Below are 17,309 nucleotides of genomic sequence, written 5' to 3' on the forward strand. Positions count from 1 at the left end.
GGGCTGTATTTGATATTTCAAACAAAAGGCGATCCGGGTAAAGTACGACCATGTCCACGACGCCGCGCTGGCTCAACGCCGAGGAACGACGGGCCTGGCTGGCCTATGTCGACTTCTCCACCCTGCTGGCCGACTACCTCAACCGGCAGCTGCGGCGCGACGCCGGGATGACCCACTCCGACTACAGCCTGCTCGCCTACCTCTCCATGGCCCCCGACAACACCCTCGGGATGTCCGAACTGGCCCAGGAGCTGAAGATCACGCGCAGCCGGCTCACCCACGCGGTGAACCGGCTGCGCGAGGTCGGCCTCGTCGACCGCCGGGAGGACCCCGCCGACGGCCGCGGTCAGCTCGCCTTCCTCACCGAGGAGGGCAAGGCGCTGCTCGTGGAGGTCGCCCCCGGCCATGTGGAGGCCGTCCGCCGCGCGGTGTTCGACGTGCTCACCCCCGATCAGGTGCGGCAGCTCGCGGAGATCGGCGAGGCCATCAGCGACGGTCTGCACCGGGCCGAGAGCACCGAGGCCGACCCCGCGGTGCTGCCCTGGCGACGCCGCTGAGCCGGGCGCCCGCCTCACCCGCGACACCTGTCCCGGCGCTTCATTCGGGCCGGCGCCGAGAAGAACCGGCCCGACATCGAGAAGAACCGGCCCGGCGCGCGTACCTGGAGGTACGGGGCTGCCCGCCCCCCTTCGCAACACGCCACCGATCCAAGGGACGTACCTCGTGAACGCAACCGCCGCCATCGGCGTCACCGGCCTCGGCGTGATGGGCCGCAACCTCGCGCGCAACTTCGCCCGCAACGGCTACACCGTCGCCGTCCACAACCGCACCGTCGGCCGTACCCGCGCGCTCGTCGAGGAGTTCGGTCACGAGGGCACCTTCGTCCCCGCCGAGTCGGCCGAGGACTTCGTGGCCGCGCTGGAACGCCCCCGCCGTCTGATGATCATGGTGCAGGCGGGTGCCGTCACGGACGCCGTCATCGACGAGTTCGCCCCGCTCCTGGAGCCCGGCGACATGATCATCGACGGTGGCAACGCCCACTTCGCCGACACCCGCCGCCGTGAGGCCGCCCTGCGCGACAAGGGCATCCACTTCGTCGGCACCGGCGTATCCGGCGGCGAGGAGGGCGCCCTGCTCGGGCCGTCCATCATGGTCGGCGGTTCGAGTGAGTCGTACGACGTCCTCGGTCCGATGTTCGAGTCCATCAGCGCGAAGATCGACGGCGAGCCCTGCGCCACCCACGTCGGCACCGACGGCGCCGGACACTTCGTCAAGATGGTCCACAACGGCATCGAGTACGCCGACATGCAGCTCATCGCCGAGGCGTACGACCTGCTGCGCCAGGTCGCCGGCTACACCCCCTCCGAGATCGCCGACGTCTTCCGCACCTGGAACGAGGGCCGCCTCGGCTCCTACCTGATCGAGATCACCGCCGAGGTCCTCGCCCACACCGACGCCACCACCGGCCTCGCGTTCGTCGACATCGTCACCGACGCCGCCGGCCAGAAGGGCACCGGCCGCTGGACCGTGCAGACCGCCCTGGACCTGGGCTCCCCGGTCACCGCCATCGCCCAGGCCACGTTCGCCCGCGCCGCCTCCGGCCAGCGCGAACTGCGCGCCGCCTACGCCGGGCTGCCCGGCGGCACCACCCCCGCGCTCAGCCGCACCGAGGCCGCCCGCTTCACCTCCCAGGTCGAACACGCCCTGTACGCCTCCAAGGTCATCGCCTACGACCAGGGCTGGAAGATGATCCAGGACGCGGCCGCCGAGTACGGCTGGAAGATCGACCTGGGCGCGGTCGCCAAGATCTGGCGCGGCGGCTGCATCATCCGCGCCTCCTTCCTCGACCGCATCCGCGCCGCGTACGCCGCCGACTCCGAACTGGTCAGCCTCCTCGGCGAGATGGAGTTCGCCATGGAGATCACCGACGCGCAGGTGCCGTGGCGGGAGACGGTCGCCTCCGCCGCCCGCCGGGGCATCCCCGTCCCCGCCTTCTCGGCGGCGCTCGCCCACTACGACACCCTGCGCGCGGGCCGGCTGCCGGCCGCCCTGCTCCAGGGCCAGCGCGACTACTTCGGCGCGCACACCTACGGCCGTACCGACCGCCCCGGCGCCTTCCACACCCACTGGGCGCAGCCGGGCCGTCCGGAGACGTCGGCCTGAGCCCGGTTCGGCGGAGTGAGCGGCCCGCGCCGCAGCGGGCCGCTTCGATGCGTCCCGGAGCGGGGCGGGCCGCTCAGCTCCGGGACGCCGCCGACTGGCGGATCACCAGCTGCGTGCTCAGCACCACATGGTCGTCCCCGGACACCCGCTCCTCCCGCTCCAGCGCCAGCCGCACGGCCGACCTGCCGAGGTCCTCGTACGGGACGCGGACGGTGGTCAGGGCGGGGGTGAGGTCCGCCGCGAAGGGCACGTCGTCGTAGCCGACCAGGGAGACGTCGTCCGGGACGCTCAGCCCGGCCTCGCGCAGCGCCGCCAGCGCGCCGAGGGCCACCATGTCGGTGCCGGCGAAGACGGCCGTGAACCCCAGCCCCGCGCGCAGGGCGTCACGGGTGCGCAGATAGCCGGAGGTGCGGGTGTACGGACCCGGGACGTCCAGTTCCTCCTCGTACGGCACCCCGTGCGCACGCAGGGCGTCCAGGTGCCCGGACCGGCGCTGCTGGGCGGTGGCGAACCGGGCCTCGCCGCCCAGGAACAGGACGCGGCGGTGCCCCGCGGTGAGCAGATGGGTGGCGGCCTGGAAGGCCCCGCCGCGGTTGTCGTACTCGATCACCGTGACCGGTACGTCGGCCGGCAGCGGCGGTCGGCCCACCAGGACCAGCCGGGAGCCCGCCGAGGCCAGGCCGTTCGCGTAGCCGGCCATCCGCTCGTGGTAGGCGTCGTCGATCTCCGCGCCGCCGACGAGCACCACCGCGGCGGCGTGCTGTTCGCGCATGAGCTGGACGAGGTCGTTCTCGCGGCCCGGATCGCCGTGTGTGGCACAGACCAGGCTCAGCCGGCCCCGCAGCGCCGCCTCCTGCTCCACACCGGCCGCCACATGGGCGAGGGACGGGCCGGTGATGTCGTGGAGGACCAGCGCGACCGGGCCGGCGACCTTGCCCGAGAGCGCCTTGGCGTGCACGTTCACCACGTAGTGGAGCGCGTCGACCGCGGCCGTCACCCGGGCCCGGGTGGCCTCGGACACCGGGTAGTTCCCGGCCAGCGTCCGGGACACGGTGGCAACCGACACGCCCGCCCTGGCCGCGACGTCGCGGATGGTGGCGGGCTTGTCCCGGCCCGCGGTGCCGCGCCGCCGCCTGCCCCCGCCCACGGGCCGGCGGCCCGCGCTGTCTCCGGTGGTGTGATCCGTCACGGCTTGACGTTACTGCATCCGAGGCCCTGGCCCGACCATTCGATCGCCCTACTATTCAAATTTGACTAGACTGCGGGCCATGGGCGAGACGACGATTCCGATCCTTCCGTGCCGGACCCTCCCGCCGGTCCTCGACTTCTACACCGCCCTCGGCTTCGAGGTGACCTTCCAGCAGGTGAGCCCCAACCCCTACGCCGTCGTGGAACGCGGCGGCATCCAGCTGCACTTCTTCGCGATGAAGCAGCACGAACCGACCGCCTCGTTCAGCACGTGCCTCATCCGCACGGACGACGTCGACGGGCTGTACGAGGCCTTCCGCGCCCGGCTCAGGGAGGCCTACGGGCGCGTCCCGACCCGGGGGCTGCCCCGCATCGGGACGCTGAGGGACACGTCCCACGGGGTGCGGCAGTTCCTCGTCACCGATCCCGGCGGCACCTGTCTGCGCGTCGGGCAGGAGCTGAGCCGGGAGCATCACCACCGTCCCGCGCCGACGGAGACCTTCGCCCGGGCCCTGCACCACGCGTACCTGTTCGCGGACTCGAAGGAGGACCCGGAGGCCGCCGCGCGGACCATCGACCGTGTGCTGCGGCTCGAGGACGAGCGGCCCACGCCCGCGCAGTCGGCCCGCCTGCTGGTGCTGCGCGCGGAGGTCGCCGGGCGGCTCGGTGACGAGGCGACGGTGGCGTCCGCGCTCGACCGGGCCGCCGCCGTCCGTCTCACCACCGGGGAGCGGGAGTCGGTGCGCGACGACCTGGCGCGGCTGGAGGAACTGCGCCCCTGACCCCGTCCGCACCGTGTGGCGGGCCGGGGTGCGGACGGGGGCCTCACCCGCCTCCCGAGGGGGCGGGTGAGGCGGGCGAGGCATGCTCAGCGGGCGACGGCGGAGGCCGAGAGGAGCGTCGCGGCGGCGAGGCCGCCCCAGAGGGCCGCCGGGCCGTGGGGTGCGAGCGGGCCCTGGAGCTGGCCCAGGCACGCGGCGCACTCCAGGAGGCGTTCGCGGAGCGGCTCCTCGCGGACCCGGCCGCGGTGCGGGCGCGGGTGCGCGACACCCTCGAACAGTGCGCCGAGGCGTTCTTCGACGCCGCCTGGACCGGCGTCTCCGTGCGCCTGGCCGCCGACCTGCGTCTGAAGAACGCCGTGCTGAAGCGCCAGGGCATCGGCGCGGCACTCGCCTCGGTCTCCGGCGCGGTCACCCTGGCACCGGACGGCGACTGCATCGTCGTGGACAAGCTGCAGGACAACGCGACCGCCGCCCACGGCACCGGGGTCACCTTCATCCCCAGTGACTTCGGCCGCCCGCACCTGGCGGTGGTCCACGCACCCGGATGGCAGCCGGTGGTGCAGTACCCCGTGGCCGAGCCGAGTCCGTCGGAACCGGTGTCGCTGGGAACGGTCACCCTCCGGCTGGAGGCACTCGCCCATCCGGTACGGCTGCGGCTGCTGCGCACCCTGGCCCGCGGCCCGCACACCACCGGCGAGCTGGCCCACGCCTGGGAACTCTCACCCCCGGAGGTCTCCCGGCACCTCGCCGTCCTGCGCCGCGCGGGCCTGCTCACCACCCGGCGCCACGGCCGCTACGTCCACTACCCGCTCAACGTGCCCGAGACGACGACGCTGGGCACGGACCTGCTGGCGGCCGTCCTGCGCTGAGCGGCTGCGGCACGCCCGTGGTCACCGGTCGCGTGTCCCAGGGGCCGCGCCGAGGTCGATCGGTGCGCCGTCGAGGCCCGGCAGGATCAAGCGGCTGCGCCCGGACCTCGCCCGGCTCCTCGCCACCCCGCGACGGCGCGGAAGGCATCGGGTCGCTCGTGGTACCCCGCGACGCCGCCTTCACCGGCCGCTGACCACCGGGCCCCGCCGGGAACTCGACCGACCGCGGGGCGGAGTCGGTGCGCACCGAGTGCCGGGCACCCGCCGCGCGCACCGCTCCGTCGAACCTGCGGCGAGCCGCTAGACGCTCGTCGCCGGGTACGTCGGGTACTCCACGCCGGAGACGTGCTGGACGACCCGGACGACCTGGCAGGAGTAGCCGAACTCGTTGTCGTACCAGAGGTAGAGGATGGCGTTGTCGCCGTCCACCTTGGTGGCGCCGGCGTCGACGATCGAGGCGTGGCGCGAGCCGATGAAGTCCATGGAGACCGCGTCGGGGGCCGTGGTGAAGTCGATCTGGCGCCGCAGCGGCGAGGTCAGGGAGACCTCGCGGAGGTGGTCGAGGACCTCCTCGCGCGTGGTCTCGCGGCCGAGCCGCAGGCTGAGGATCGCGATCGAGACGTCCGGCACCGGGACCCGGATGGAGCTGCCGGTGATCGGCGCCTTGAGGTCGGGAAGCGCCTTGGCGACGGCGGACGCGGCACCCGTCTCGGTGATCACCATGTTCAGCGGCGCCGAGCGGCCACGGCGGTCGGCCTTGTGGTAGTTGTCCAGCAGGTTCTGGTCGTTGGTGAACGAGTGGACGGTCTCCACATGGCCGCGCTCCACGCCGTACTCGTCGTGCATCGCCTTCAGCGGCGGCACGATCGCGTTGGTGGTGCAGGAGGCGCAGGACAGGATCTGCTCGTCCGGCTTGATGGTGTCGTGGTTGACGCCGTGCACGATGTTGGGGACGTCGCCCTTGCCGGGCGCGGTCAGCACGACCTTGTCGATGCCGGGCCGCAGGTGCTGGGAGAGCCCCTCGCGGTCGCGCCACTTGCCCGTGTTGTCGATCAGGATGGCGTCGCGGATGCCGTACGCCGTGTAGTCGACCTCGGACGGGTCGTTCGCGTAGATGACCTTGATCTCGTTGCCGTTGGCGATGATCGTGCCGTTGGCCTCGTCGACCGTGATCGTGCCCTGGAACTGGCCGTGGACCGAGTCGCGGCGCAGCAGCGAGGCGCGCTTGACCAGGTCCTGCTCGCCGCCGCCGCGCACCACGACGGCGCGCAGTCGCAGCCCGTTGCCGGAGCCGGTCTTCTCGATGAGCAGCCGGGCGACGAGCCGGCCGATGCGGCCGAAGCCGTACAGGACGACGTCGCGCGGCTCGCGGCGGTCGATCTTGTCGGCGCCCGTGGCGCCGGCGACGGCCTCGGCGGTGAACTCCAGGACCGACAGACCGCGGTCGTCGGCCCGGTGGGTCTCGGCGAGCATGCCGATGTCGATCTGGGACGGGCCGAGGTCCAGCGTGGTGAGCGCCTCGAGGAACGGCAGGGTCTCGGTGACCGAGAGCTCCTCGCCCGCGATCTGGCGGGCGAACCGGTGGGTCTTGAGGATGCTGACCACCGACTTGTTCACCAGGGAGCGGCTGTGCAGCAGGATCGTCACGTCCCGCTCGCGGTGCAGCTTCCCGATCATCGGGATCATCGACTCCGCGATCTCCTCGCGGTTCTTCCAGTTGGTGAACGAAGCGTCGTTGAGCGTCACGGGCCTATCTTTCGAGCTAGGTGGCGCTCAGATGCTAACCCGACCGTCATCTGATCATTCAAGCGGGGGTCTGCTCAGGTGTGCGGGAGGGCAGGGGCGGACGCAGGGCGCGGGCGGCGCGGGATCCCCAGGGCGCACAGCGCTCCGGCGAACACCACCGCGACACCGACCCACACCGCGGGGTGCAGACCGTCGACGAATTGCCGGGGGCCCTCGGTGCTGCCATGCGCCACGAACACCGTGCTCAGGACGGCGATGCCGAGCGCGCCGCCGACCTCGCGGACCGTGGTGTTGGCTCCGGACGCCTTGCCCGCGTGCTCCTCGGCGACCGAGCCGAGCACGACCGCCGCCGTCGGCGCGAACACGAGGCCCATGCCGGCACCGGCCACGATCATCGGGGCGACCAGGGACGTGTACTCCGTGTCGACGCCGGCCACCAGGTTGATCCAGCCCAGCCCGACACCCTGGAGGAACAGGCCGAGGGCCATCAGCCGGCCGCCGCCCACCTTGTCGGTGAGCAGTCCGGCGACGGGGGCCACGACCATCGGCATCAGGGTCCAGGCGAGCGTGCGCACACCGGCCTCCAACGGGGTGCGCGGCGGCACGATCTGGAGGTACTGGGCGAGCAGGAACAGTGAGCCGAAGACGCCGAAGTACATGGTCGCGGAGACGATGTTGGTGAGGGTGAAGGCCCGTACCCGGTAGAAGGACAGCGGCAGCATCGGGTCGTCGGTCCGGCCCTCCCGGGCGACGAACGCGGCCAGCAGCACCGCCCCGCCGGTGAACGCGCCGAGCACCTTGCCGGAGGTCCAGCCGTCGGGCTCGCCGTGCACGATCGCCCACACCGCCGCGCTCAGTCCGGCCGCCGCCAGGACCATGCCGACCAGGTCGAGCCGGACGCCGGGCAGCGAGCTCTCCTTCAGCGCGGACAGCACGAGCGGGATCGCGATCACACAGACCGGCACGTTGATCCAGAAGATCCACTGCCAGTCCAGACCGTCCACGACCGCGCCGCCGACGACCGGGCCCATCGCCACGGCGAGCCCGCTCACCCCGGACCACACGCCGAGGGCCATCCCGCGCAGCCGCAGCGGCACCGCCTGCGACAGCAGCGTCAGCGACAGCGGCATGACGGCGGCGGCGCCGACGCCCTGGACCGCCCGGAAGGTGATGAGCCGGGCGCTGGTGTCCGACAGGCCGCAGCCGATCGAGGCCAGTGTGAACAGGGCGATGCCGGCGACGAACACCTTCCGGCGCCCGAAGCGGTCACCGAGCGCGGCGCCGGTCATCAGCAGACAGGCGAAGCTCAGCACGTACGCGTTGACGAACCACTGGAGTTCCTGGGTGTTCGCCTCCAGGTCCACGGCCAGGGTGCGCAGGGCCGTGGAGACGACGAGGTTGTCCAGCGCGACCATGAACATGGGCACGCTCGCCGCGACGATCGCGAGCCAGAGGGGTGTTCGGCGGCCCTCGGCCGCCGGGGCGGAGGCGGCCGGTTCGTCGAGGGCCGGGCTCTCTTCGGACAGTGTCATGGTGGGGCCTCTCCTGGGTGAGGGGGTGTCAGGCGCCGGTGCGTTCCTGCTCGGCGAGGCGGCGCCGGGCGTCCGTCCAGTCGAGGGGCAGGTCGGACGCGGGGACCCGCCAGAACGTGAAGACCGAGCCCTTCATCGTGGGCCGCAGCCCGTTCATGATCGACTTGTGCGGCTCGGCCCCGGCGTAGGCGTGGAGCGCGGCCTTGTCCTCCCAGGCCGACAGCGTCCAGAACGTGCGTTTGAGGGGCTCCGCGATCAGCGAGGCGCCGTACGCCCCCGGCGCGCCGGAGACCTGCCTCCACGCGGCGAGCGACTTCAGGAAGAAGCGCGGTACGTCCCTGGGCGAGCGGACCTCCAGCCGGGAGGCCATCACGAACGCCTCGGTGTCGGGTGCGGGGGTGCTGACTGTCGTCCAGCGCAGGGTGGGCATGGCTGCGGCCTTCTCTCCGGCGGCGCGAATATTGGATACCTCTACTATCTATGTTAGACAGTAGAGGTATCCAGTTTTCAAGTGTGGAGCCGAACGAATCGGAGCCGAACCGTATGCGCATCTCCGAACTGAGCCGCCGCAGCGGCGTCTCCGTGACGACGATCAAGTACTACCTGCGCGAGGGACTGCTGCCGCCCGGCCGCCAGACGGCCGCGACCCAGGCCGAGTACGACGACCAGCACCTGCGCCGGCTCCGCCTCGTCCGCGCCCTGACCGGCGTCCGCGGACTGTCGGTCAGCACCACCCGCGAGGTCCTGGACGCCCTCGAGGAGTACACGGGGGACACCCACCGTCTGCTTGGCCTCGCCCTGGGCTCCCTCCGGGTGGGCGGGGCGCCCTGCGACGACGCCGCCGAGGCGGCCGAGGTGGAGGAGCTGGTCAAGGAGCTGGACTGGGACGTGCACGCCGCGGCGCCCGCCCGGGCCACCCTCGCCGAGACGCTCGCCTCCCTGCGCGCCCTGGGCGTCCCGATCGACTGGCGGACCCTGCTGCCCTACGCCCGCCTCGCCGAGGACACCGCGGTCCTCGACCTCGACCAACTCGGCGGCCTGGACGACCCGTTGGAGGCCGCCGAACGCGCCCTGCTGCTGACGGTCCTCCTGGAGCCCGCCCTGCTGGCCCTGCGCCGCATGGCCCAGGAGAACGAGTCGGCCCGTCGGCACACTCCCTGACCGGACAGGTGGGTGACACGCCTGGCCGGGGGGGTGGCCGCGACGGGGCCGCATGATCCTCGCTCGATCGGGTACGCGAGGCCGGACCGCGCCTGGAGGGAGCCTTCGGGAGCGGGCCGTACGACCGCCGCGACGAGGGGAACTGTCATGGAGACGCCCGCCCACGACCGCAACGCCGACCCCGCCCGGTGGGCACTGGACGCGCTGGCCAAGGACACCGGGAACACGGTGGCGCTGGACACGCTCGCACACTGCGACGTCCTCGTGCCGGTACCCGAGGACGCCACCGACGAGGACATCACCAACCCGGCCACCGTGGCCCTGCCGGTCCTGGACAACCCCGGCGGCGCGCCCGTCGTCCCGGTGTTCACCTCCGAACCCGAGATGGCCGAACTGCTGCCGGGCATCGACCGCTACCGCCTGGTGCCCCTCGGCGCGCTCGCCGCCCAGTGGCCCACCGAGGAGCTGTCGCTCGCCATCGACGCCGCCGGCGAACACCCGCTGACGCTCACCTCCGAGGGGGTACGCACCCTGCTCGCCCGCTGACGCCGTACGGGAGCCGGTGCACGCACAGCACCCCCCGCGCGTGATCCAGAATGACCCCATGATCTGGCTCTCCGGCGTGGCCGGCGGACTCGTGCTCGCCCTGGTGCTCGGGAGCGTTCTGCGCACCCTCGTCGTCCCGCGCGGCCTGTACTCCGTGGTCGTGTACCGACTGTGGTGGACCCTGCGCCGGCTGCTGCATCTCGCGGCCCTGCGCCGCGGCTACGAGGCCATCGACCGGTGGCAGGCCTGGCTGGCCCCGCTGATCCTGGTCGGCATGCTGGGGATCTGGCTGCTCGGCGCGCTGATCGGGTACGGGCTGCTGCTGTACGCGCTGTCCCCGCTCGACTGGACCACCTCCTTCCGCGAGGCCGGCTCCAGCCTCTTCACCCTCGGCTTCGCCAGCGGCGCCCGGCTCAGACTGTCCGCCCTCGACTTCGCCGCCGCGATCACCGGCCCCGTCGTCATCGCCCTGCAGATCGCCTACCTGCCCACCCTCTACGCCGCCTACAACCGGCGTGAGCTGGAGGTCACCCTGCTGCAGTCGCGGGCCGGCGAGCCCGCCTGGGGCCCCGAGATCCTCGCCCGGCAGTGGCTCGTCGACACCGAGACCGCGCTGCCCGAGCTGTACCGGGCCTGGGAGCGGCTGGCCTCCGACATGGGCGAGAGCCATGCCACGTACCCGGTGCTGCTGGCGTTCCGCTCCCCGCGTCCGCACCGCAGCTGGCTGGTCGGGCTGATCGCGGTGATGGACGCGGCGGCCCTGCAGCTCGCGCTCTCCCCGCGCTCCGCCCCGCCGGAGGCCCGGCTCGTGCTGCGGGCCGGCTTCACCGCCCTGCGCGACATCGCCCGCTCGCTCCGCTTCCCCTTCGACTCCGACCCCACCCCCGACGGCCCGCTCCGGCTGACGTACGTCGAGTTCGACGCGGCGGTGTCGATGCTGGAGTCGACGGGCTTCCGGGCCGAGCGCGGCACCGAGGAGGCCTGGCCGCACTTCAGGGGCTGGCGCGTCAACTACGAGACGGTCGGCTACGAGCTGTGCCGCCGCTGCGACGCGGTCCCCGCCCTGTGGACGGGCCCGCGCGACTTCCCCTCCGCCCCCATCCCGCCCCGCCGCCCGGCGGACCGGCGGCCGGGGGAGGGGAAGGGATAGCGCTCCCGCCGTCTTCCCTCCTGCTTGCCTTCACCACGGCAGGTTCACCGTGAAGACCGTCTGCGTGTTCGGCGTGCCGGTCACCGAGACCGTGCCGCCGTGGGCCTCGGTGAGCCGGCGGACGATCGCCAGGCCCAGACCGCTGCCGCCGGTCTGCCGGCTGCGGGACTTGTCGGCACGCCAGAACCGGTCGAAGACGCGCGGCAGGCCGTCCGCGGCGATCCCGGTACCGGTGTCGGCGACCTCGATGACGACCTCGCCCCCCGCGCAGCGGCAGCGCAGCGTGACGGCGCCGCCGGGAGGCGTGTGCCGGACGGCGTCGGACAGCAGGTCGCCGATGGTCCGGCGCAGGCGGGCGGGGTCGGCGTGGAGGGTGGGCGTGCCCTCGATTCGGGTGGTGAGCGCGACCCCGGCGGACTCGGCACCGCCGCGGTGGGCCGCCGCCACGTGGTCGAGGAGTTCCCGCAGGTCCAGGGGTTCCGGATGCAGCCGGAGCCGGCACGCGTCGGCCTGCGCCAGGTGCTGGAGGTCGTCGACGGTGTGCCGCAGCAGCAGGGCCTCCTCCCGCAGGGAGGCGACGAACGCCTCGTCGGAGACGGCCAGGCCGTCCTGGGCCGCTCGGGCGGGCCGCTACCGGCTGCACGGCCAAGCCGGGATGCAGGACCGCTCCAGCCGTCCGCGCCGCCAGCCGCGCCGGACACCGGCCCAGGTGGAGGAACACATCGTGCGGCTGCGGCAGGAGCACCGCATCGGCCCGCTGCGGCCGGCCGCCCACACCGGCATCGGCGGCCACACCCCAGCCAGCCGTGTCACCAACCTGTCCGGTCAGTCACCTAGGTGTCCTGGGAACCGCCGAGCATCCGCTCCAGCACGTCCCGCTGGAGCGGCAGCACCTCGGTGTGCAGGTCACGGCCCTTGCGGGTGAGGGTGACGTACACCCCGCGCCGGTCCTCCATGCAGACGGCCCGTTCCACGAGGCCGTCCTTCTCCAGCCGGCCGATGAGACGGGACAGGGCGCTCTGGCTGAGGTGCACCCGGCCGACGAGGTCCTGCACCCGGCACTGGTCGTTCTGCCGGGGCGCCTCGGCGGCGAGGAGGTCGAGCACCTCGAAGTCGCTCGCCCCGAGGCCGTGCGGGTGCAGCGCGCGGTCGATCTCGCACATCGTCCGCGCGTGCACCGACAGGATGTCCCGCCACCGCTCCTCGAGGCCCGCCCCGACCGTCTTCGCCGCCATACCCGCACGGTAACACCCTGGGGACGGTTCATTGAGTGGGCAACTAGTGCAGGCGCATGCGGTTTTCTACGACGGGTCCTGGAGCAGCCCGACGAGGTTGCCGTCCGGGTCCTTCACGGAGGCGATGAGCCGGCCGTTGCCGACGTCCTGGATGTCCTGGAGCACCTCGCCCCCCGCCTCCACCAGCGCCGCGAGCCGCGCCCGGATGTCGGAGACGTGCCAGTACGGGACCGGTCCGGTCAGCCCCTGGGCATGGCCGTTCGGGTTGAGGCCGACGTCCTGGCCGGCGGCCTTGAAACCGACGTAGTACGGCGCGTCGGCGTACGGCTCGACCTCCAGCAGCGCGGTGAACAGGGCCTTCGCCCGCTCGGCGTCCTTGACGGGGTAGATGATCGTCTGCAGACCGGTGGTGGTCATGGGGGTCGCTCCTCGCTGGTGCGTGGCCCGACGGGGTTCCGCCGGTGGTTTCACGCTAGGGCGGGGGAGGGGTGAGCCGCTTCTCGAATCCTGACCGATGACGAAGGGGCCGGTCGCTGGGACCGGCCCCCTGCGTCATCAGGTCGATTCGCGCTTCACCAGCTCCGTCGGCAGGATCACCGCCGCCGGGTCCTCGCCGCCTATCTGGGCGAGCAGCACCCGGACCATCTCGTTGCTGATGCGGTCGTAGGGCTGGCGGACCGTGGTGAGGGCGGGAACGGCCTCCGTCGCCGCGGTGGAGTCGTCGAAGCCGCCCACCGACACGTCCTCGGGGACCCTGCGACCCGCCCGGCGCAGCGCCGCCAGCGCGCCCTGGGCCATCAGGTCGGAGGCCACGAACACGGCGTCCATGTCCGGGGCCTGCGCCAGCAGCCGTTCGGCGCCCGCCTCACCGCTGGCCCGGCTGTAGTCGCCGGAGACGACGAGCCGCTCGTCGATCTCGATGCCCGCCTCCGTGAGCACCTCCCTGTACCCCGCGAGGCGGTCGACACCGCCCGGTGTGTCCAGCGGGCCACTGACGATCCCGATACGGCGGCGGCCCAGCGACAGCAGGTGGCGCACCATGTCACGGGCGCCGTCCCGGTCGTCGGCCGCCACATAGCTGACCTTGGAGCCGGGCCCCATCGGCTTGCCGCACTGGACGAGGGGTACGCCCGCCTCGCGCAGTTGCTCGGCGACCGGGTCCCCGGAGTGGCTGGACACCAGCAGTACGCCGTCGACATGGCCCGCGGTGATGTACCGCATGATCCGGCGCCGCTCGTCCTGCGTGCCGGCGAGCATCAGCAGCAGCGGGATGTCGTGCGCGGCCAGGGCCTGGGTGCAGCACCGCAGCAGCACGTTGAAGTTGGGGTCCTCGAAGAGCTTCTCCTGCGGTTCGGTCAGCAGGAAGCCGATCGAGTCCGAACGGCCGGTGATCAGCGAGCGGGCGTGCCGGTTCACGACGTAACCCGTCTTGCGGATGGCGGCGTTGACCGCCTCCGCGGCCGCCGGGCTGACGTAGTGGCCGCCGTTGAGCACACGAGAGACGGTGCCTCGTGAGACCCCTGCCTCCCGCGCCACGTCGTGGATCGTCGGCGGCCTGCGCCGGCCCCCCGCATTGCTCATGGTCATGACTTTACGGCCCCGGACAGCAGATCCAGGCTCCAGAACCGCTGAATGACCAGGAACAGCGCCACCAGCGGGATCACCGCGAGGAACGCGCCGGTGATCACCAGCGTGTACAGCGCGGGCTGGTTCGAGCCCTGCTCCAGCAGCGTGAACAGTCCCAGCGTGATCGGGAACTTCTCGTCGTCGCTGAGCATGATGTACGGCAGCAGGAAGTTGTTCCACACCGCCACGAACTGGAACAGGAACACCGTGACCAGCCCGGGCACCATCATGGGCAGCGCGATCCGGGTGAAGATCCGCCATTCGCTCGCCCCGTCCATCCGGCCCGCCTCCACCACGTCGGCGGGCACGGCCGCGGCCGCGTAGATGCGCGCGAGGTAGACGCCGTAGGGAGAGAGGATCTGCGGCAGCAGCACCGACCAGTAGGAGTCCGTGAGGTCCGCCTTGGCCAGCAGCAGATACTGCGGGACGGCCAGGATGATCGGCGGCATCAGGACGCCCGCGAGCAGGATGTTGAAGATCGCCTCACGGCCGCGGAAGCGGTAGGTCGCCAGGGCGTAACCGCTGAACGCCGACACGCACGTCGACAGCAGCGCGCCGAGACCGGCGTACAGGGCGGAGTTGCCCATCCACGTCCAGTAGACGCCGTCGCGGTAGGCGGTGAGCTCCTTGACGTTGTCGGTGAAGCCCGTGCCCGGCAGGAAGGTGAACGTGGAGAACAGCTCACGGCCGGACTTGGTCGAGGCGATCACGACCCAGGCCACGGGGAGCAGGCAGTAGAGCGCGCCCAGCAGCAGGGTGACCGTCGGGATCAGTGCGACACGGCGGCGCAGGGGCGGCCGGCTCTGCGCCGCACCCGTCGTACCGGCCGCCGTGGGGGCCTTGTGTACGGCAAGAGAACTCATCGTGCCGCCTCCTGCTTGTTGCGACGGTTCGCGGCCCGCAGGAAGCCGAAGCTCAGCACCAGCGTGACGAGGGCGATGATCACGGCCTCGGCGGCCGCCTGGTAGATGTCACCGGTGCCGAACGCGTCCCGGTACACCTTCATCAGCGGACTCCACGTCGTGGACACGGAGTTGGTGAGCGGTTTCAGGGTGGTCGGCTCGTTGAACACCTGGAGGGTGGCGATGATCGAGAAGAAGAAGGTCAGCACCAGCGAGGGCGCCACCATCGGGATCTTGATCCGCAGGGCGATCTGCAGCGGGGTGGCGCCGTCCAGCTTCGCGGCCTCGTACACCTCGGCCGGGACGGCCTGGAGCGAGGTGTAGATGACGATCATGTTGAAGCCGGTGCCGCCCCAGACGGCGATGTTGGAGAGGGCGGCATACAGGGGACCGCCGTCCAGCAGGTCCGGCTGTGGCAGGCCCAGCTTCTCCAGCACGTAGTAGAAGGGGCTGACGTCCGGCAGGTACAGGAAGCCCCACAGCAGCGCCGCCACCACACCGGGGATGGCGTACGGCAGGAAGATCGCCAGCCGGGTGAAGGGCGCGAGCCGCACCTTCTCGGAGTCCAGCATCAGTGCGAACAGCAGGGCCAGGCCCAGCATCACCGGGACGACGATGCAGCCGTAGCCGAGGACGCGCAGCGCGCCGTCGAGCAGCTCGCTGTCGGTGAAGGCGTCCGTGTAGTTCTCGATGCCGGCCCAGACCTCGCTGCGGGCGCCCTTGCCCAGCCCCAGGCCGGAGACGTGCACCTTGTGGAAGCTGAGCCAGACCGCGTAGCCGATGGGCAGCGCGAAGAACAACGAGAACAGGACCGTGGCGGGGAGGAGGAAGAAATAGGGGGCGCTTCGCGCTCGTTCGAGGGTGGTGCTGGGAGACGGGAGGGCGTACGGGGCCCCCTTGACCCCGTACGACTTCCGGTGTGCGGTGGTCACTCGGAGACCTCGAAGCCCTGCTTCTTGAGGTCGGCGACCGTGGCGTCCTGCATGGTGTCCAGGGCGGCGGAGAAGTCCGACTTGTTCTTGGCGGCTGCGCCGAAGGCGTCGTTGAAGGTCTGGTAGGCGACGTTCACGTTGGGGCCCCAGGCCGAGGGCGCCGTGGTCTTCGCGATCTTGGCGGCCAGCGTGTAGAAGTCCGCCTGCGTCGAGAAGTAGTCCGGCGGGGTGGTGAAGGCGCCGCTGGTCTGGGCGTTGGTGGCGGCCGGGTAGATGCCGCTCTCCTTGGCCAGCGCCTGCAGCGCCTCGCCGTCGGTGTTCAGCCAGGCGGCGAACTTCGCGGCGGCCTCCTGGTGCTTGGAGTCCGTCGTCACGGCGGTGGAGGATCCGCCCCAGCTGCCGGTGACGTCGTCACCGGCCGACCACTGGGGGAGCGGGGCCATGGCCCACTTGCCCTTGGTGTCGGGCGCGGCGGTGGTCAGCGTGCCCGGCGCCCACACGGCCGACACCCAGGCGATCTGCTTGCCGGTGTTGAGCGCCTTGTTCCAGGCCGGGGTGTACATCGGCTGGTTGTCGATGGCGCCCTCCTTGACGAGGCCGCCCCAGAAGTCGGCGACCTTCTTGGTGGCCGCGTCGTTGATCCCGACCTGCCACTTGTCGCCGGAGGTGGTCCACCACTTGGCGCCGGCCTGCTGGGCGAGGCCCGCGAAGAGACCGGAGTCGTTGGCGGAGAACGTGGTGAGGTCCGTCTGCGGCGCCTTCTTCTTCAGCGCGCGGGCGGTCTCGGCGAACTCGTCCCAGGTCGTCGGGACCGTCAGGCCGTACTTCTTGAAGAGGTCGGCGCGGTAGTAGAACATCATCGGGCCGATGTCCTGCGGGACCGCGTAGACCGCGTCCGTGCCCAGTGTGGTCTGCTGCCACACCCCGTCGGCGAACCTGCTCTTCGCGTCCCCGACGTTCTTCGCTATGTCCGCCAGCGCGTCATTGCTGACCAGCGTCGGCAGCGCCTGGTACTCGGCCTGCACCAGGTCGGGCGCCTTGCCCGCCTTGTGCGCGGTGAGGATCTTGGTGACCAGCGTGTCGCCGGACGCCTGCTTCTTCACCGTGACGGTGATCTTGTCCTTCTTGCCCTGGCCCTTGTTCCAGAGGTCGACGACCTTGTCCATGCCGGGCGTCCAGGTCCAGTACGTGAGCGAGACCGGACCGGACTCGGCCTTGCCCTCGTCGTCGGACGAGCCGCAGGCGGCGAGTGCGGTGGCGCCGAGGGTGACGGCGAGGACGGAGGCCGCGCTTCTGACAAGGAGCCGTCGGCGCTGCGTGTTGGGCATGGATCTCTCCCCTGACCTGGGTCCCCACCGGATGCGGGAACCTGCCATGCGAAGGCACGACCGGGGACCCCGCCCGTCGCGAGGCCCTGTCATGCTGTCTGTGAGCGTTCACAGTAGAGAAACATCCCGGACACTTGTCAATGGTTGTT

16 protein-coding genes and 2 pseudogenes are annotated in these 17,309 nt (G+C 71.6%); 7 read left to right on the plus strand and 11 right to left on the minus strand.

Annotated elements, in window-relative coordinates:
• Nucleotides 1–50: 50 nt before the first annotated feature.
• Nucleotides 51–557, plus strand: a complete 507-nt coding sequence (locus tag OG852_RS42760; protein WP_133913129.1) for a MarR family winged helix-turn-helix transcriptional regulator — start codon at nt 51–53, stop codon at nt 555–557.
• 166 nt (nt 558–723) lie between these two features.
• Complete coding sequence (gene gndA / locus OG852_RS42765) at nt 724–2,163, plus strand: NADP-dependent phosphogluconate dehydrogenase (RefSeq protein ID WP_330350697.1); 1,440 nt, start codon at nt 724–726, stop codon at nt 2,161–2,163.
• A 73-nt stretch (nt 2,164–2,236) separates the two neighbouring features.
• Here the strand turns inward: gndA and OG852_RS42770 are convergent, their stop codons facing one another.
• Nucleotides 2,237–3,352 carry a LacI family DNA-binding transcriptional regulator gene (locus OG852_RS42770; RefSeq protein WP_443064619.1) on the minus strand — a complete coding sequence of 372 codons (1,116 nt, stop codon included), beginning with the start codon at nt 3,350–3,352 and terminating at the stop codon, nt 2,237–2,239.
• A 79-nt stretch (nt 3,353–3,431) separates the two neighbouring features.
• On the opposite strand from OG852_RS42770, the gene OG852_RS42775 reads away from it, so the two are divergent.
• On the plus strand, nt 3,432–4,133 hold the full coding sequence (locus OG852_RS42775; protein WP_330350698.1) for a bleomycin resistance protein: 702 nt from the start codon (nt 3,432–3,434) through the stop codon (nt 4,131–4,133).
• 152 nt (nt 4,134–4,285) lie between these two features.
• Nucleotides 4,286–5,002 (plus strand): annotated as a pseudogene (locus OG852_RS42780) (DUF5937 family protein); the annotation flags it as partial.
• Nucleotides 5,003–5,302: 300 nt separating this feature from the next.
• Here OG852_RS42780 and OG852_RS42785 read toward each other — a convergent pair.
• From OG852_RS42785 to OG852_RS42795, 3 genes are all read right to left on the minus strand, one after another.
• The gene (locus tag OG852_RS42785; protein ID WP_330350699.1) at nt 5,303–6,748 is read right to left on the minus strand and encodes a glyceraldehyde-3-phosphate dehydrogenase; all 1,446 of its coding nucleotides are present in this window, start codon (nt 6,746–6,748) and stop codon (nt 5,303–5,305) included.
• A 74-nt stretch (nt 6,749–6,822) separates the two neighbouring features.
• Entirely contained in the window at nt 6,823–8,280 is a 1,458-nt protein-coding gene (locus OG852_RS42790; protein WP_133913133.1) for an MFS transporter, read from the minus strand.
• Between the two features lie 28 nt (nt 8,281–8,308).
• The gene (locus tag OG852_RS42795; protein ID WP_133913134.1) at nt 8,309–8,710 is read right to left on the minus strand and encodes a DUF3291 domain-containing protein; all 402 of its coding nucleotides are present in this window, start codon (nt 8,708–8,710) and stop codon (nt 8,309–8,311) included.
• Nucleotides 8,711–8,823: 113 nt separating this feature from the next.
• On the opposite strand from OG852_RS42795, the gene OG852_RS42800 reads away from it, so the two are divergent.
• From OG852_RS42800 to OG852_RS42810, 3 genes are all read left to right on the plus strand, one after another.
• Complete coding sequence (locus tag OG852_RS42800) at nt 8,824–9,441, plus strand: MerR family transcriptional regulator (RefSeq protein ID WP_330350700.1); 618 nt, start codon at nt 8,824–8,826, stop codon at nt 9,439–9,441.
• 147 nt (nt 9,442–9,588) lie between these two features.
• Nucleotides 9,589–9,987: an SseB family protein gene (locus OG852_RS42805; RefSeq protein ID WP_133913136.1), complete on the plus strand. Its 399-nt coding sequence runs from the start codon at nt 9,589–9,591 to the stop codon at nt 9,985–9,987.
• Nucleotides 9,988–10,045: 58 nt separating this feature from the next.
• Nucleotides 10,046–11,137 carry a hypothetical protein gene (locus OG852_RS42810; RefSeq protein WP_133913137.1) on the plus strand — a complete coding sequence of 364 codons (1,092 nt, stop codon included), beginning with the start codon at nt 10,046–10,048 and terminating at the stop codon, nt 11,135–11,137.
• 30 nt (nt 11,138–11,167) lie between these two features.
• On the opposite strand, the pseudogene OG852_RS42815 reads toward OG852_RS42810, so the two are convergent.
• The 7 genes and pseudogenes from OG852_RS42815 to OG852_RS42850 all read right to left on the minus strand — a co-directional run.
• Nucleotides 11,168–11,755 (minus strand): annotated as a pseudogene (locus OG852_RS42815) (sensor histidine kinase); the annotation flags it as partial.
• 215 nt (nt 11,756–11,970) lie between these two features.
• Nucleotides 11,971–12,372, minus strand: a complete 402-nt coding sequence (locus tag OG852_RS42825) for a MarR family winged helix-turn-helix transcriptional regulator (RefSeq protein WP_133913139.1) — start codon at nt 12,370–12,372, stop codon at nt 11,971–11,973.
• 66 nt (nt 12,373–12,438) lie between these two features.
• On the minus strand, nt 12,439–12,789 hold the full coding sequence (locus tag OG852_RS42830) for a VOC family protein (protein WP_330350701.1): 351 nt from the start codon (nt 12,787–12,789) through the stop codon (nt 12,439–12,441).
• 138 nt (nt 12,790–12,927) lie between these two features.
• A complete protein-coding gene (locus tag OG852_RS42835) occupies nt 12,928–13,959 on the minus strand; it encodes a LacI family DNA-binding transcriptional regulator (protein WP_330350702.1) in 1,032 nt (343 codons plus the stop codon).
• On the minus strand, nt 13,956–14,861 hold the full coding sequence (locus OG852_RS42840) for a carbohydrate ABC transporter permease (RefSeq protein WP_133913142.1): 906 nt from the start codon (nt 14,859–14,861) through the stop codon (nt 13,956–13,958). Before OG852_RS42840 ends, OG852_RS42835 begins: the two co-directional genes overlap by 4 nt.
• Nucleotides 14,858–15,832: a carbohydrate ABC transporter permease gene (locus OG852_RS42845; RefSeq protein WP_330350703.1), complete on the minus strand. Its 975-nt coding sequence runs from the start codon at nt 15,830–15,832 to the stop codon at nt 14,858–14,860. Before OG852_RS42845 ends, OG852_RS42840 begins: the two co-directional genes overlap by 4 nt.
• The gene (locus OG852_RS42850) at nt 15,829–17,160 is read right to left on the minus strand and encodes an ABC transporter substrate-binding protein (RefSeq protein WP_133913144.1); all 1,332 of its coding nucleotides are present in this window, start codon (nt 17,158–17,160) and stop codon (nt 15,829–15,831) included. The genes OG852_RS42845 and OG852_RS42850 overlap by 4 nt, the downstream gene beginning before the upstream one ends.
• Nucleotides 17,161–17,309: the final 149 nt, after the last annotated feature.

The sequence above is a fragment of the Streptomyces sp. NBC_00582 genome, assembly GCF_036345155.1.
Lineage (GTDB): Bacteria > Actinomycetota > Actinomycetes > Streptomycetales > Streptomycetaceae > Streptomyces.